Source organism: Zhihengliuella sp. ISTPL4, assembly GCF_002848265.1.
Lineage (GTDB): Bacteria > Actinomycetota > Actinomycetes > Actinomycetales > Microbacteriaceae > Microbacterium.
This window is the reverse complement of the sequence record NZ_CP025422.1, coordinates 2,866,804-2,881,429: the sequence shown is the minus strand read 5'-3', so window position 1 is coordinate 2,881,429 and position 14,626 is coordinate 2,866,804. Positions and strand designations below refer to the sequence as shown.

At 70.1% G+C, this 14,626-nt stretch carries 9 protein-coding genes; 6 read left to right on the top strand and 3 right to left on the bottom strand.

Annotated features, from left to right (window positions below; translation table 11 throughout):
- The first annotated feature begins 130 nt into the window (after positions 1-130).
- Genes CYL12_RS13725 through CYL12_RS13710 form a run of 4 tightly spaced genes read left to right on the top strand, consistent with a single transcriptional unit; the run spans position 131 to position 6,487 of the window.
- Complete coding sequence (locus tag CYL12_RS13725) at positions 131-1,432, top strand: ABC transporter substrate-binding protein (protein WP_101848076.1); 1,302 nt, start codon at positions 131-133, stop codon at positions 1,430-1,432.
- A 41-nt stretch (positions 1,433-1,473) separates the two neighbouring features.
- The gene (locus tag CYL12_RS13720; RefSeq protein ID WP_025102636.1) at positions 1,474-2,361 is read left to right on the top strand and encodes a carbohydrate ABC transporter permease; all 888 of its coding nucleotides are present in this window, start codon (positions 1,474-1,476) and stop codon (positions 2,359-2,361) included.
- Positions 2,358-3,290, top strand: coding sequence for a carbohydrate ABC transporter permease (locus tag CYL12_RS13715; protein WP_085605062.1), 933 nt, complete (start codon positions 2,358-2,360; stop codon positions 3,288-3,290). Before CYL12_RS13720 ends, CYL12_RS13715 begins: the two co-directional genes overlap by 4 nt.
- Positions 3,287-6,487, top strand: a complete 3,201-nt coding sequence (locus tag CYL12_RS13710; RefSeq protein ID WP_101848075.1) for a glycoside hydrolase domain-containing protein — start codon at positions 3,287-3,289, stop codon at positions 6,485-6,487. The genes CYL12_RS13715 and CYL12_RS13710 overlap by 4 nt, the downstream gene beginning before the upstream one ends.
- 1 nt (position 6,488) lies before the next feature.
- Here the strand turns inward: CYL12_RS13710 and CYL12_RS13705 are convergent, their stop codons facing one another.
- Positions 6,489-7,421 (bottom strand): endo-beta-N-acetylglucosaminidase H, encoded by a 933-nt coding sequence (locus tag CYL12_RS13705; protein ID WP_233486755.1) that lies wholly within the window; start codon positions 7,419-7,421, stop codon positions 6,489-6,491.
- A 135-nt stretch (positions 7,422-7,556) separates the two neighbouring features.
- Between CYL12_RS13705 and CYL12_RS13700 the strand changes: the two genes are divergently transcribed.
- Positions 7,557-9,419: a heavy metal translocating P-type ATPase gene (locus tag CYL12_RS13700; protein WP_101848820.1), complete on the top strand. Its 1,863-nt coding sequence runs from the start codon at positions 7,557-7,559 to the stop codon at positions 9,417-9,419.
- A 28-nt stretch (positions 9,420-9,447) separates the two neighbouring features.
- Here the strand turns inward: CYL12_RS13700 and CYL12_RS17460 are convergent, their stop codons facing one another.
- Positions 9,448-12,597, bottom strand: coding sequence for an FGGY family carbohydrate kinase (locus CYL12_RS17460; protein WP_233486754.1), 3,150 nt, complete (start codon positions 12,595-12,597; stop codon positions 9,448-9,450).
- Between CYL12_RS17460 and CYL12_RS13685 the strand changes: the two genes are divergently transcribed.
- Positions 12,554-13,621: a DUF1640 domain-containing protein gene (locus CYL12_RS13685; RefSeq protein ID WP_158297194.1), complete on the top strand. Its 1,068-nt coding sequence runs from the start codon at positions 12,554-12,556 to the stop codon at positions 13,619-13,621. The genes CYL12_RS17460 and CYL12_RS13685 overlap by 44 nt on opposite strands.
- 11 nt (positions 13,622-13,632) lie before the next feature.
- On the opposite strand, the gene CYL12_RS13680 is transcribed toward CYL12_RS13685, so the two are convergent.
- Positions 13,633-14,616, bottom strand: coding sequence for a LacI family DNA-binding transcriptional regulator (locus tag CYL12_RS13680; RefSeq protein ID WP_101848074.1), 984 nt, complete (start codon positions 14,614-14,616; stop codon positions 13,633-13,635).
- Positions 14,617-14,626: the final 10 nt, after the last annotated feature.

Here is a 14,626-nt window from a genome sequence, read left to right as displayed (position 1 = left end):
CTATAACGCTTGAGCATCAGCATCGATAGGCACGTCTTGACACCGGCGGGATCCGATGGTTTCATCTGCTAAAGCGCTGTAGTCCCTTCGTCGGACCACGCCGAATCGCCCGCCTCGAGGAAGAAGCACGATGAAAGTTCCCGCACGCATTGTCGCTCTGGCAACCTTCACGATCGGCGCCCTGGCGCTCGTGAGCTGCACGGGAGGCGGTGCCGCCTCGGACGGCGCCGGCCCCATCGACACCTCCGGTGAGCTCAGCGGCACCATCCAGTTCCAGACGTGGTCCCTGAAGAACGAGAAGTTCACCCCGTACTTCGAAGACCTCATCGCGGCCTTCGAGGAGGAGCACCCGGACGTGACCGTCGAGTGGCTCGACCAGCCCGGCGACGGCTACCAGGAGAAGATCCTCAGCCAGGCGAACGCCGACACCCTGCCCGACGTGCTGAACCTGCCTCCGGACATCGCCTATCCGCTCGTCGCCGCCGGGAAGCTCCTCGACCTGGACACCGCGGATCCCGACCTGAAGGCGGCATACAACGCCGGCGCCTGGGACGCGTACAGCCAGTACCCCGGCGTCGAGGGCACCTACGGCCTGCCGTGGTACCTCTCGAGCGACGCGTCCTGGTGGAACCTCGCGCAGCTCGCCCCGTACGGCGTCACCGAGGAGAACCTCCCGACGACGGTCGACGAGTTGCTCACGCTCGCGAAGGACGTCGCCACGGAGTCCGGCGGCAAGGTCCAGCTCCTTTCCTCGATCCCGGCGCTCGACACTTTCACCGCCGCCGGCATGGAGGTCATCAACGACGAGGGCGAGTTCGACTTCAACACCGATGAGGCCGCCGCGATCATCGAGCAGTACGCCGACGCCTACGCGGCGGGCGCGATGCCCGCGGAGGCACTGACCGGCGACTACGGCGGGAACGCGGAGGCGTACATCCAGGAGAAGGTCGCGTTCACGACCGGCGGCACCGGCTTCACGACCGATCTGCAGAAGGACGCCCCGGCACTGCTGGAGAACACCGTCGCCACCCCGCGCCTCGGCGTCGCCCCGCTCTACGTGCAGGGCCTCAACGTGTCCGCCGACTCCGACAACAAGGAAGCGGCCCTCGCGTTCGCCGAGTTCGCCACGAATCAGGAGAACCAGGTCGCGTTCTCCTCCCTCGCGGTCGGCACCGCCCCCGGCACGGCCGACGGCGGCGACCAGGTGGTCGAGAACATCGCCTCCTCGGTCACGGAAGAGAAGCAGCTCGCCGCGATCGACACCGTGTTCGGCGCGATGAAGGACGCCAAGGCGCTGCCCTTCCAGTGGACCTCGGACATGGCCACGTACATGACCCAGCAGATCGCCCTGGCCGTGAACGGCGAGGCCGACGCCAAGACGCAGCTCGACAAGATCGTCGAGTACGCCAACGCGAACCGCGTGGACCAGTGAGCATGCGCGCGGACACCGGCACCCGGCAGCGGAGGTCGACGATGAGATCCCACAAGTGGTTCACCCCGTGGCTGCTCCTCGCCCCCGCCGTGATCTGGGTGCTGGTGTTCGCGCTCTGGCCGTTCCTGAACACCGTCGTCCTCAGCTTCACGGACGCCCGCCCCCTGCGGACCCCGGAGTTCGTCGGCGGCGCCAACTACGAGCGCATGTTCGGCGACGAGATGTTCTGGAACGCGCTGACCACCTGCCTCATCTACGTGGTCGTGTGCGTGCCGCTGCTCACGATCCTCCCGCTGCTCCTCGCGCTCCTCGTACAGAAGAAGCTCCCCGGCATCTCGTTCTTCCGCACCACGTTCTACTTCCCCGTCATCGCCTCGGTCGTCGTGGTCGCCCTCATCTGGACGTGGCTGTTCGACAGTCGCGGCATCATCAACCAGACCCTGGAGTTCCTCGGCCTCATCGATCAGCCGATGGCCTTCCTCGTCGACCGCTGGCTGCTGCTCGGCTGCGCGATCCTGCTGACCGTGTGGAAGGGGCTCGGATACTACATGGTCGTGTACCTCGCCGCCCTGGGGAACGTGGGCAAGGAGCTGCACGAGGCCGCGATGCTCGACGGTGCGAGCTCCTTCCGCCGCTTCCTCTCCGTCACGATCCCGTCCGTCCGCGGGGCGATGCTCCTCATCGCCGTGCTCATCGCGGTGTCCGCCATGCGGGTGTTCGCCGAGCTGGACGTGCTGTCCAAGAGCACGGGCGGCCCCGGCGGCTACGACATGTCGCTCGTGATGCTCATCCGCCAGGTGGGCTCGGGCCTGAACGGCAACATCGGCTACGCGTCCGCGATCAGCGTGGCGCTGTTCCTCCTCACGCTCGTGCCGCTCGCGGCGATCGCATTCATGAACCGCGAGAAGAAGGCGAAGGTCTCCGCATGACGACTCTGACGACGCCCCCGGTGGAGAGCACTCCGCCCGCGGAGGAGGCACCGCGGCCCGGCCGCGAGCGCATCTTCCGCCGCCGCGGTTCCGGCGATTTCAGCAAGCCCACGCTCGGCGGACTCATCGGCCGGTACGCGCTGCTGCTGTTCGTCCTGTTCCTCGTCATCGGCCCCTTCGTCTGGCAGCTCTCCACCTCGTTCAAGGGACCGCAGGAGAACATCTACTCCTTCCCGCCCGAGCTCATCCCCCGCGATCCGACGCTGCAGAACTACACGAGGGTCGCCGACATCGTCCCCGTCTACCTCTACGCCTGGCACTCGCTGCTCGTCTCGCTCGGCACCGTGCTCAGCAACGTGATCCTGGCCACGTTCGCCGGCTACGCCCTGGGCTGCATGCGCTTCCGCGGGAAGTGGATCGTCATGGGCATCCTGCTGTCCACGCTGCTGTTCCCCGGCGAGGTCACGGTCACCAGCAACTTCCTCACCATCCGCGCGCTCGGGCTCGCCGACACCCTGTGGGGCGTGTTCCTCCCCGGAGCGATCAGCGCCATGAACGTGCTGCTCGTCGCCACCGCGTGCCGCATGATCCCGAAGGACGTGCTGGACGCGGCCACCGTCGACGGTGCGACCACGTGGCAGCGCATCCGGCACATCGTGTGGCCGAACATCCGCGGCATGGTCTCGGTCGTGGCGATCTTCGCCTTCATCGGCGCGTGGGACGACTACCTCTGGCCGCTCATCGTGCTCTCCGACCCGGCGAAGTACACCCTGACCGTCGGCATGGCCTACCTCAACAGCAGCTTCTCGGTCGATCCGCGACTCATCGCCGCCGGCACCATGATCGCGCTCGTACCCATCGTCATCATGTTCTCCTTCACGCAGCGCTTCTTCTTCAAGGGCGTGCAGGAGGGTGCACTGAAGGGGTGAACGCGCCGCAGCTCCGCCCGGCCTCCGGTCCCGCGGATCCTCCGTCGTCGCGCCCCCACGCCGGGGTGTTTCCCGGGCCGGTCTTCGCGTACACGTTCGATCCGTCCCGCAGGGCGCAGCGGGTCGACGTCCCCGGCCTCGACGGCATCGCCCTCACCCCGGACACCGTGCTGCACTGGGCGTTCTACGCCGACAGCCCCGCCGCGACCCTCGCCCCCTGGGCCGCGCTCGCGGTCGCCGTCGACGTGCGGAGCGCCGACGGCAGCCGACTGAGCGACATCGCTGCCGTCCGCGACCGCTACGACTTCCCGCTCACGGCCGAGGGACAGTTCGCCGCCCGGTGGAGCATGCCCGAGCAGTGGAATGCCGACAGCGTCGCCCTCGCGCCCCTTGCCGTCGGGAGGGGCACCGGCACGGTCGAGCTCGTCTTCGGTACCGCCGATCTCGCGACCACGCCGGATGTGCCCGCCGAGGTCAGCGGCTTCGTCCAGGTCCGCGTCGAGGAGCGCCCTGCCCCCGACGATCTCCCACCCGTCGAGCGGGTCGACACCCGGCGCGGCTCCCACTCCGGCCCGCGCTTCTCCCGCGGGAACACGATCCCGGCGGTCGCCGTGCCGCACGGCTTCACCTTCGTCACGCCCGCGACCGATGCGGCGGACCCGCGATGGCCGTATCGCCCGTTCGTGCACGACGATCCCCAGGGGCGGCGTCTCGAGGCGCTGCAGTTCTCGCACCAGCCCAGCCCGTGGATCGGCGATCGCTCGGTGCTCCAGCTCATGCCGTTCCGGGGGACGCCGACGTCGGACAGGGCGGCCCGACGTCGCTGGATCGTCCCCGAGAGCGAGCGGGCCCGCCCGCACGAGTACGCCGCGGACCTCGGCGACGGGCTGCAGGTCGAGATGACCGCGACGTCGCATGCCGCCGCGTTCCGCGTGCGGTGCGACGACCCGCACGCCGTGGGGTTCGTGATCGACCAGCTCACGGACGACGGCCGACTCACCTTCACCGACGCCGGCTTCGAGGGCTGGATCCCCGAGGGGCCCGAGGACTGGGGGAACGCGCCGCGCTGCTACTTCGCCGGCACCGTGCACAGCGCCTCGGACGTCGCTTGCGGCGCCCTGGACGACGACGGACGCGCCCAGGTCGCTGGCTTCGTCCGCGCCGGGGGCGCTGTCGAGGTGCGGGTCGGGGTCTCGTTCCTCTCCGTCGCGCAGGCTCGGCACAGCCTCACCCTCGAGGCCCCTCCCGCCGTTCCCTTCGACGAGCTCCGCGCCCGCGCGGCCGCCGCGTGGAACCGCGTGCTCGGTCGCGTGACGATCCCCCCGCTCCCCGAGGCGGAGCGTCCGTTCCGCGGCCTGGCCGACGAGGAGCAGCGTGCCCGGATCGCCGCCGCGCTCCACCGAATGCATCTGTATCCGAACACGGCGGCGGAGAACACGGGCACCGCGGAGGCACCGGCGTGGCGGTTCGCCGACGTGTTCGCTCCGCGGACCGCCTTCGGAGAGACCACCACGGGAGCGCCGGTCGCGGAGGGCGAGCTCGTCGTCAACAACGGCTACTGGGACACGTACCGCACCGAGTGGCCCGCGCTCGCGCTCCTCGACCCCACGCTGACCGGGCGCCTGCTGGACGGGCAGCTTGCCCAGTATCGCCGCGGCGGCTGGATGGCCCGCTGGAGCGCCCCCGGGTACGTCGACAGCATGGTCGGCACCTCGAGCGACCAGATCTTCGCCGACGCCGCGCGTTGGGACGTGCCCTTCGACCGGGAGACGGCATTCGAGAGCGGGTGGCGCCACGCGTGCGAGCCGGGACCCGATCCGCGACGGGGTCGCAAGGGCATCGGCCGCGGGCGCTTCCTCGGCTTCATCCCGTCCGACGTGCCGGAGGGGATGAGCTGGAGCATCGAGAACGTCGTGAGCGACGCCGCCCTCGGGCGGTTCGCCGCCCGGCTCGCGGCATCAGCGACGGACCAGGCCGCGCGCTATCGCGCCTTCGCGCGGTACTTCGCGAATCGCTCCTGCGCGGCGCGCGCGCTCTTCGACCCGGCGTCCGGATTCTTCCGAGGTCGCGCGGCGGACGGCTCGTTCGCGCCGGATTTCGATCCTCGGGTCTGGGGTGGCGACAACGTCGAGACCAACGCCTGGGGCATGTCGGTCGGCACGGTGCACGACGGGCCGGGACTCGCGGCGCTGCACGGCGGGCGGACCGGACTCGGCCGGCACCTCGACGCCCTCTTCGCGGAGCCGGAGACCGCCGACGAGCGCTTCGGCGGCGCGTACGGCACGGTCATCCACGAGCAGCGGGAGGCCCGCGCCCAGCGGTCGGGCATGTGCGCCCTGTCGAATCAACCGGCCCACCACATCCCCTTCATGTATGCCTTCAGCGACCGGCCGTGGCACAGCGCGGGCCTCGTGCACGGCCTCGCGCGCCGTCTCTTCGCCGGTGCGCACATCGGCCAGGGCTTCCCCGGCGACGAGGACAACGGAGAGATGAGCGCCTGGTGGCTCTGGGCCGCGCTCGGCCTCTACCCCCTGGAACTCGCGTCAGGAACACTGCGGATCGGGTCGCCGCTCTCCGACGACATCCGCGTCGCGCGCGGGGACGGCTCATTGCTGCGCATCCGCTCGCGACGCAGCTCCCCCGAAGCCCACGTGCTGGAGGAGGCACGACTGGACGGGCGCCCTCTCCCCACTGCCGACCTCCCGATCGACGCGCTCCGGGGAGACGCGGTGCTCGACCTCGTGTTCGGCACGGACCCGGAGCGCGCGCTGGAGACCGGGGCGGACGCGCTCGACGCGGAGCCGTGGCACCGCGATCTCACGGGGGGAGAGGGAGAGGCCGTCGCCTCCGCGGATGTCCGCGAGGCGCCGCGCCTGTTCGACGATGGCGACCCGCGGGGTGACGAGGGCGTCCGGCTGCCAGAAGGCTCGTGGGTGGGCTGGCGATTCCCCTCACCCCGCGGCCTCACCGACGTCACCGTCACGAGCCTCGTGCCCGCGGCAGCCGTCGCGCTCCGCTGGGAGATGGAGGGTGCCGATGGCGGCTGGCATCCCCTCGCCACCACGCACCGGGAAGACCTGGCCTCCGACCGGACGACGCCGTTCACCTGGGAGACGCGGGTCGTGACCTCGGCCGTCCGCATCCGCGCGGAGGCCGAGATCACGCTCCGTCAGATCGAGCTCTTCGACCTGGACTGACTCACCGCGCGGCTGTGCGGTAAACGGTCGCCTCGCCCTTCAGCGCCTCGGTGATGCCGGAGAGGTAGGCCGACTGGTTCGTCGCGGTGAGGTTGTACGCGACATACACGCCGTACCCGTCAGCCACCGTGCGCTGAGCGAAGTCGGCGGCCGTCGCGGCACTCGTGTTCGCGAGGTCGATCGCCGCGGCGCCGAGCCGGCCACGGTCGTCCAGGCCCGGCACGGTGGGAGCGTCGTAGGTCGGGTAGTACGGGTTCCAGGCGTGATCGAGCACGCTGCCGGCGTCGAAGAGGCCGAAATCCGTGGTCGTGTAGGACGGGCCGATCGCATACAGCGTGATGAGCTTGTCCGGCCCGAGGCGGTCGCGCAGCGCGGAGGCGAGCCAGCCGAAGGACTGTGCGTTCGGCTGCGGCGTGCCGTTCGCCCCGTAGTTGCTCCACTCGTCGTCGAAGTCGATGCCGTCGAGGCCGTAAGTGGTCACGGTATCGGCGAGCTGCGCGGCGAAGGCGTCCGCGTCCGCGTACGACGTGAAGTTCGCGAAGCCGGCCCCCTGGTGGTTTCCGAGCACCGACAGCAGCACCTTGGTGCCCTGGGCCTGCAGCGGGCGGATCTGGTTCTGCGCATCCTGCAGCGTCTCGGTGACCCGGTCGTTGAGGTGGAGGACCGCCCGCTCCCCGTCGTAATTGATGTTCGCGGCGAAGATCATGGCCAGATCGACGGCGGGACGGCCCGACTCGGCGAGCGTGTAGTCCGCGACGTTCGCTAAATCGTTCGAGTTCACCTCGACATAGACGGCGAGCTTCGGGTCGACGGCATCGGCATCGGCGACCGCCGCGGTCGAGGCGGCGAGGGCGGCGGCTCCGGCGGCAGCGAACGCCACTGCTGCCGCGATACCTCTTGTCAGGCGGGACGATCGTGCGGGTGAGGAACTCATGACGGGATCTTCTCCTTCGGCGTCGTTGTCGAGATCGGGTCGCGACGTCGCGACTCGCGGCCGACTATATCGCTTAAGCACGGGGGCCGGAAGGGGATGCTGGCGGTGCACACGGATTCCGACGATGCTGGACGCATGCGCGCCCTCCGACTCCTCTGGCGTTACCCGGTCATCACGCTCACGGTCCTGGTCTTCGCCGTGGTCGGGGCGCTCCACGCCGCCGGGGAGGAGACCATCGGCCGATGGGTCGCGACGATCTTCGTGGCTGCGGTGGTCGTGTGGACGCTCATCGGCATGGTGCGCGACGTGCTCCACGGTCACGTCGGGCTCGACATCCTCGCCGTCGTTGCCATGGTGGCGACCCTCGCGGTGGGCGAGTACATCGCGGCGCTCATCATCGTCCTCATGCTCTCCGGGGGCGAAGCACTGGAGGACTTCGCGGGCCGCCGGGCCAAGCGCGACCTCTCCGCTCTGCTGGATCGCTCGCCGCGCAGCGCCCATGTGCTGACACATCCCGAGGATGCGGACTCGGACGCGGCGAGGGAGGTGCCGGTCGACGATGTGGCCGTGGGCGACGTGCTTCTCGTCCGCCCGGCGGAGATCATCCCCGTGGACGGTGAACTGCTCACGGACAGCGCGTCGTTCGACGAATCCTCGCTCACGGGCGAGAGCCTGCCCGTGACGCGTGGTGCAGGCGACGAGGTGCTGTCCGGCGCGATCAACGGCAGCCGGGCCATCCGCCTCCGTGCCCTCCGCACCGGCGCCGACAGCCAGTACCAGCAGATCGTCGCCCTGGTCGCCCAGGCCGAGTCCTCCCACGCGCCCATCGTTCGTCTCGCCGACCGGTTCGCGATCCCGTTCACCGCCGTCGCGCTCGTGCTCGCGGGGGCGGCCTGGGCGCTCTCTGGCGACGCCACGCGGTTCGCCGAGGTGCTCGTGCTGGCGACGCCCTGTCCCCTGCTGATCGCCGCTCCCGTCGCCTTCCTCGGTGGACTCTCCCGGGCGGCGAAGTCGGGCGTCATCATGAAGAGCGGTGCGGTGATCGAGCAGATCGCGCGCGTGCGCTCTGCGGCGTTCGACAAGACCGGGACGCTCACCCAGGGGAGGCCGGAGCTCGTCGACGTGCGTCCGGCGCCGGGCTTCGATGCGGATGAGATCCTGCGACTCGCCGCCTCGGCCGAGCAGTACTCCTCGCACGTGCTCGCCGACGGCATCCGTCGCACCGCCTCCGCCCGAGGCCTGGCGCTGCACGGCGCGACCGAGGCGAGCGAGACCGCGACGAACGGGGTGTCCGCGACGATCGGCGGCCGCGCGGTGGTCGTCGGCAAGCCGGCGTATGTGGCCTCCCTCGCCCCGGACACCGGGCGGGCGGAGCTCGCGCCGGGACAAGCCGCCGCCTACGTCGCCGTTGACGGCCGGTTCGCGGGGGTCCTGGTCCTCGCCGATGCCGCCCGTCCGGAGGCGCCGGCCGTGATCTCCTGGCTGCGGACGCATGAGGTCGACCGTCTCGCGATCCTGACCGGGGATGTGGAGACCACCGCGGCGTCGATCGGACGGCAGGTCGGGATCGACGAGATCCACGCCGAGCTCCTGCCGCCCGAGAAGGTGCGTCTGGCCGCAGAGATGCAACCACGGCCCGTGCTGATGGTCGGCGACGGCGTGAACGACGCCCCTGTGCTGGCGGCGGCGGACATCGGCATCGCGATGGGCGCGAAGGGAGCGACGGCCGCTGGAGACGCCGCCGACGTCGTCATCCTCGTGGATTCGCTCGCCAAGGTGGTCGACGCCGTCGCGATCGGACGGCACACCCTCCGCGTCGCCCTCACCGCGATCTGGATCGGGATCGGGCTGAGCGTGGGGCTGATGGTCGTCGCGATGACCGGCGTCATCCCCGCGGTCGTCGGCGCGCTGGTGCAGGAGCTCGTCGACCTCGCGACGATCCTCTACGCCCTGCGCGCGCTGAGCGGCCCGCCGAGCGACCTCCGCCCCTCCGCCTGAGAGCTACTCCTGCACCGAACCCTCGACCTCAGATCGAGACGTCGCCGACGAGGTTGACCTTGATCCCCATGCCGTCGAACATCGCGGCCTTCGCGATCAGCGCCTTGTCCGCGGTCTCGGCATCAGGGGCGTAGACGAGCTGCGCGTGGTTCGCCTTGTGCCGTGCCATGAACTGGTCGCGCGAGATGCCGTGCAGCACCACATGGGCGATCGGCCACTCCGGGTTCGTGGCGTCCTTCCGGCGCTGCGTCTCGTCCGCCGGCAGCTCCACGACCGATGCGCGGAAGATGTCCGCCTGCAGGATCCCCTCGGCGATGAACACCCGCGAGAGCACGACCTCGCCGGGCTTCGAGACGCCGTTGATCGTCGCGCCGCCCGCGGGGAAGAACACGTGCCCCTGTCGCCAGCCCTCCGCGTTCTGCCAGCCGCCGAGGTGGGAGGCCGGCACCGAGCCGGAGATCTCGTACACCCACACGAACTGTCCATCGAAGTCCTCACCCCAGCGCACGTCGTGGAGGGTGTTGTCGGGGACGAGCCCCATCGCGCGCCAGACGCGGTCGGTCACGAGCGCATCGACGGCGACGCCCTCGTCGGCCTCGTTGAAGTGCGGGAATGCCCGCCCCTCGTGCAGCACGCGGGAGCCGTCGCGCGACGTCACCGGCGGGCGCTCGGTGGAGTTCAGGATGCCCTCCGCCAGATCCGACGCCGGAACGAGATCCTTCAAGCCCTGCTGGTACTGGATGCCGACCGCGTCGAGGCCGAAGTCGTCGGCGATGCGGAGGGCGGCGATGTACATCTTCAGCTGCCACTGCACCTGCTCGCGGGTGAGCTCGGTCGCGGCGTCCTCGCCGTAGCGGAAGGTCATGCCGCGCTCGACCAGCCAGTCGTAGGCGGCGTCGGCCTCCTCCTCGGTGACGTTCAGCATCTCCGCGTAGAGGGCCGACTGCGACAGGCGCTCCTTGTAGATGCCGGTCTGGTTGAGCAGCTCGTCGTCGAAGATCGCGTTGTACATGCCCATGCAGCCCTCGTCGAAGACGCCGATGATGGCCTTCTCGGCGCGCAGTTCCGCGGCGAGAGCCTCGCCGAGCTCCTTCTCCGGGCTGTCGGGCAGCGCGGGGAGCGGACGCACGTGGGAGGCGTCGTGGGTGATGGCACCGGTCTCGGTCCACTCCCGGATGCCGTCGCGGAACCAGTCGTCGGTGAAGTCGACCGACCAGATGGTCGCGTACGGCTTGTCCATCTTCGTCAGGCCCGCATTGAGGCCGAGGAGACCGACGAGCCCGGGCCAGTCGCCCGCGAAGTTCGCCACGGTGAGGATCGGGCCCTCGTGCGTGCGGAGGCCCGCGAGCACGTGGTGCGAGTACTGCCACACGGCCTCGGCGACGATGAGAGGCGCGTCGACGGGGATGTTCTTGAACACCTCGAGACCCATGCGCTGGCTGGAGATGAAGCCGTGACCGGTCTCCGGGTCGACCTCATTGGCGCGGACGACCGTCCACCCGAGGTCGTTCAGCACGCCGCTGACCCCGGCCTCGAGCTCGACCTGGGTGGGCCAGCCGGCCGTGTTGGCCGACTCTCGGAGATCGCCGGACGCGATCAGGTACGCGGTCTTCGGCGCTGCGGTGGGACGGGGGGCCGGGGTGGGCAGGGTGTAGGCGGTCATGAGTTCTCCGGGGTCGAGGGGGGTGGGGGATGCGTCGCGCTGGGCGGCGGCGAGTTCATGGACGACGTCCTTCGAGCCGTCGTACAGGCGCACGTACCGATCGAAGAGGGCGTCGGCGAAGGGGCGCAGCGTCTCGTCGGGGCGGACGGTGTCGACGATGGGGTTCCAGTCGGTGATCGCGGGCGCGGCGCCGGGTTCGACGGTGGCGGTCGCTGCGAGGAAGGCCGCCCCGTAGCTCGCGCCGATCGTCGTCTGCGGCACCTCCTGGACGAGACCGGTGATGTCGGACACGACCTGCAGCCAGAGCCGCCCCTGCGTCCCTCCGCCGACCGCCACGATCCGGCGGATGTCAGCGCCGGCGGCGCGCATGGTCTCGACGTTGTGGCGCACACCCAGCGCGGTGGCCTCGAGGGCGGCACGGTAGAGGTCTCCTCGGGTGTGCCGGAGAGTGAGTCCGGCGATGACTCCGCGGGCGTCCGGATCCTGGATCGGGGTGCGCTCGCCGGCGAAGTACGGCAGCATCAGCAGGCCGTTCGCACCGGGCCCCGATTCCTCCGCTTCGGCCAGCAGCGTCGGGTAATCGGTGCCGGAGAGGTCCTTCAGCCACGCGGTGAGCGCGCCGGACGTGGACAGCCCGCCCGCGAGGTTGCGCGTGCCCGCGAACGCGCCGGCGGTCGTCCACATCGAGGGCGTGCGAAGGGTCTGCTCCCCTGTCGCCACGAGGAACATCGTCGTGCCGTACATCAGCATGAGGTCGCCGACCTCGTGGGCGCCGACGCTCACCGCCTCGGTCCACGCGTCGATCGTGCCGGTGATGACCGGGGTCCCCTCGGGCAGGCCGGTCAGGTCCGCCGCAGCGGCGGTCACGGTGCCCGCGATCTCCCCCGCCCAGCGCAGCGGCGGCTGCTCGATCGTCGCGGCGAACCGCTGCCACCAGGGGTCGTGCCACTGCTCGCCCTCGATGTCGTACAGCGGCGAGACCTGGCTGGCCGACTGGTGGTCGAGGACGTAGGCGCCGGTGAGCTTGCGAGCCAGCCAGGAGGCGGGCATGTAGAGACGCCGCGCGCGCTGCCAGGCCTCCGGCTCCTCGTCGGCGACCCAGACGATCTTCGGCCCACCGGCCTGCGACGTGAGGCTCGAGCCGCCCACGCGGGTGATCTCCTCGACGCCGAGTTCCGTCGTCATGCGCTCGATCTGCGCGGTGGAGCGCGTGTCCACGCCGTAGAGGATCGCGGGGCGCACGGGCTCGTCGTCCTCGTCGGCGAGCAGGACGCACGGGCCCATGCCGCTCACACCGACGCCCACGACCTCCGCATCAGGGACAGCGGCGAGGAGGTCCCTGGCGAGATCGATGAACTCGTCCCACCAGATGCGGCCGTCCATCTCCACCCATCCGGAGTGCGGGCGGGAGACGTCGTGCGCGCGGGTCGCGGACGCGAGAATCGCGCCGTCGGCGGCCACGAGGACGCCCTTGCTGCTGGACGTGCCGATGTCCACCCCGAGGGTGCAGCGCATGGTCTCTCCTTCGATCCCGACGGGCCGTGCCGGCCTGGACCCAGGCTACGCGAAATCGATTTCAAAGGGCAAGGCGTTTGCTGTTCCTCCACAGCACTCACTGATACGGGAAGACTCCACAGTCTCCGCCCTCCACCGGGAAAACGCCGGTTCAGCACCGGAATACCGTGACATCCTGTGCCCTCCGATCGACACTGGAGGCATGCCCTTGAACGACCCGCAGGTGTGGACCCTGATCGGCATCTTCGTGACGACGATGCTCGGTGGCATGGGACTCATGACGACGCAGTTCACCCGCGTGCTGCGTGCCGAGATCGGCGGACTGCGTGGGGAGATGACTGGCGAGATCGGCAGCCTCCGCACCGAGATGACCACCGAGATCGGCAGCCTCCGCACCGAGATGACCACCGAGATCGCCGGCCTCCGCACCGAGATGACCACCGAGATCGCCGGCCTCCGCACCGAGATGACCGCCGAGACCACACGACTGCGCGTCGAAATCGGTGGGCTGCGCTCCGACATGACCACGGAAATCGGCAGCCTCCGCACCGAGATGACCACCGAGACCATACGACTGCGCGCCGAAATCGGTGGACTACGCTCCGACATGACCACCGAAATCGGCACCCTCCGCACCGAGATGACCACCGAGGTCGCAGGCCTCCGCACCGAAATGACCACCGAGACCACACGACTGCGCGCCGAAATCGGCGACCTCCGCACCGACATGACCACCGAGATCACAAGCCTCCGCACCGAAACGACCAACGAAGCCGGTGGACTCCACGCAGCGTTGGCGGCGCTGCACGGAATGATGATGCGCGAGGTCGGAGGGCTGCGCGCGGCGATGGGTGCGCTGCACGGAGCGATGATCGGGCTGCGCGGCGAGATGATCGGGCTCCGCGGCGAGATGACCGCACGACTCGACGGCCTCGATCACCGCCTCGACCGACTGGAGGTGAAGGTCGACGATCTCGATAAGGAGATGACGAATCTCGCGGCGCGATTCTGGCGCTCGCAGTAGCACCGCCGAGTTCAGGCGCGTGCGGCTGCGCGCTGCACCTCACCGGAGAGGACGATCGTCCGGGCCGGTTGCTCGTCGCCCTTGATCCGATCCAGCAGCATCCGCGCCGCCGTCACACCCATGTGCCGCGCCGGGAGCCGCACGACGGTGACGGCGGACGGCGACAGCGTCGTGAAGGGCAGGGACCCGATCACCGCGACGCCGAGCTCCGGCGGGGTGAGGCCGCGCTCTGTGAGGACCTGGATCGCACCGACGCCGATGAGGTTGTTACCGGCGACCACCGCGTCCGGCGGTTCCGGCAGCGCGAGGAGCTCCTCCATGGCCGCGCGCCCGCCTTCTACCCGGAACGTGGCGAAGCGCTGGAGCGAGAAGAGGTCACGATCGGAGTCCGTCGCCGCAAGCGCTTCCCGCCAGCCTTCCGCCCGCTCGGTCGCGGTGTCGATGTGCGCCGGCCCCCCGATGTACGCGATGCGGCGGTACCCGGCGTCGAGCAGGCTCTGCGTCGCCGCGGCTCCCGCCTCCCGGTTGGCCATGACCACACCGTCGATGTCGGCGTCCGTGCGACGGTCCACCGCGACCACCGGCCGTCCCGTCGCCCGCACCGGCGCCAGATCCGAATGCTCGTCCGCCGTCGCGATGATGACGCCCGACATGTTCTCGGCGACCGCGATCCGGAGGTACGTCGCCTCCTTCTCAGACTGGGCGTCGGAGTTGCACAGCACGACGGAGTACCCCGCCTCGGACGCCGCGTCCTCCACGCCGCGCGCCATCTCGGTGAAGTACGGGTTCTCGATGTCCGGGATCACCAGGGCGATGACCTCGGAGCTCTGCGTGCGCAGCGTGCGCGCCGTCCGGCTCGGGGTGAAGCGGAGCTCCTCAGCCGCCGCCCGCACGGCCGCCACCTTCTCCGCCGACACGCTCGTGCCGTTGAAGACCCGGGAGACCGTGGCGGGCGAGACGCCGGCGCGCTGCGCGACGTCATAGATCGTGGCCATGGGCACCCAC

Coding starts and splice junctions, on each gene's coding strand:
- CYL12_RS13715 (WP_085605062.1), top strand. CDS start 2,358: ATGACGACTCTGACGACGCCCCCGGTGGAGAGCACTCCGCCCGCGGAG.
- CYL12_RS13700 (WP_101848820.1), top strand. CDS start 7,557: ATGCGCGCCCTCCGACTCCTCTGGCGTTACCCGGTCATCACGCTCACG.
- CYL12_RS13705 (WP_233486755.1), bottom strand. CDS start 7,421: ATGAGTTCCTCACCCGCACGATCGTCCCGCCTGACAAGAGGTATCGCG.
- CYL12_RS13720 (WP_025102636.1), top strand. CDS start 1,474: ATGAGATCCCACAAGTGGTTCACCCCGTGGCTGCTCCTCGCCCCCGCC.
- CYL12_RS17460 (WP_233486754.1), bottom strand. CDS start 12,597: ATGCGCTGCACCCTCGGGGTGGACATCGGCACGTCCAGCAGCAAGGGC.
- CYL12_RS13725 (WP_101848076.1), top strand. CDS start 131: ATGAAAGTTCCCGCACGCATTGTCGCTCTGGCAACCTTCACGATCGGC.
- CYL12_RS13680 (WP_101848074.1), bottom strand. CDS start 14,616: ATGGCCACGATCTATGACGTCGCGCAGCGCGCCGGCGTCTCGCCCGCC.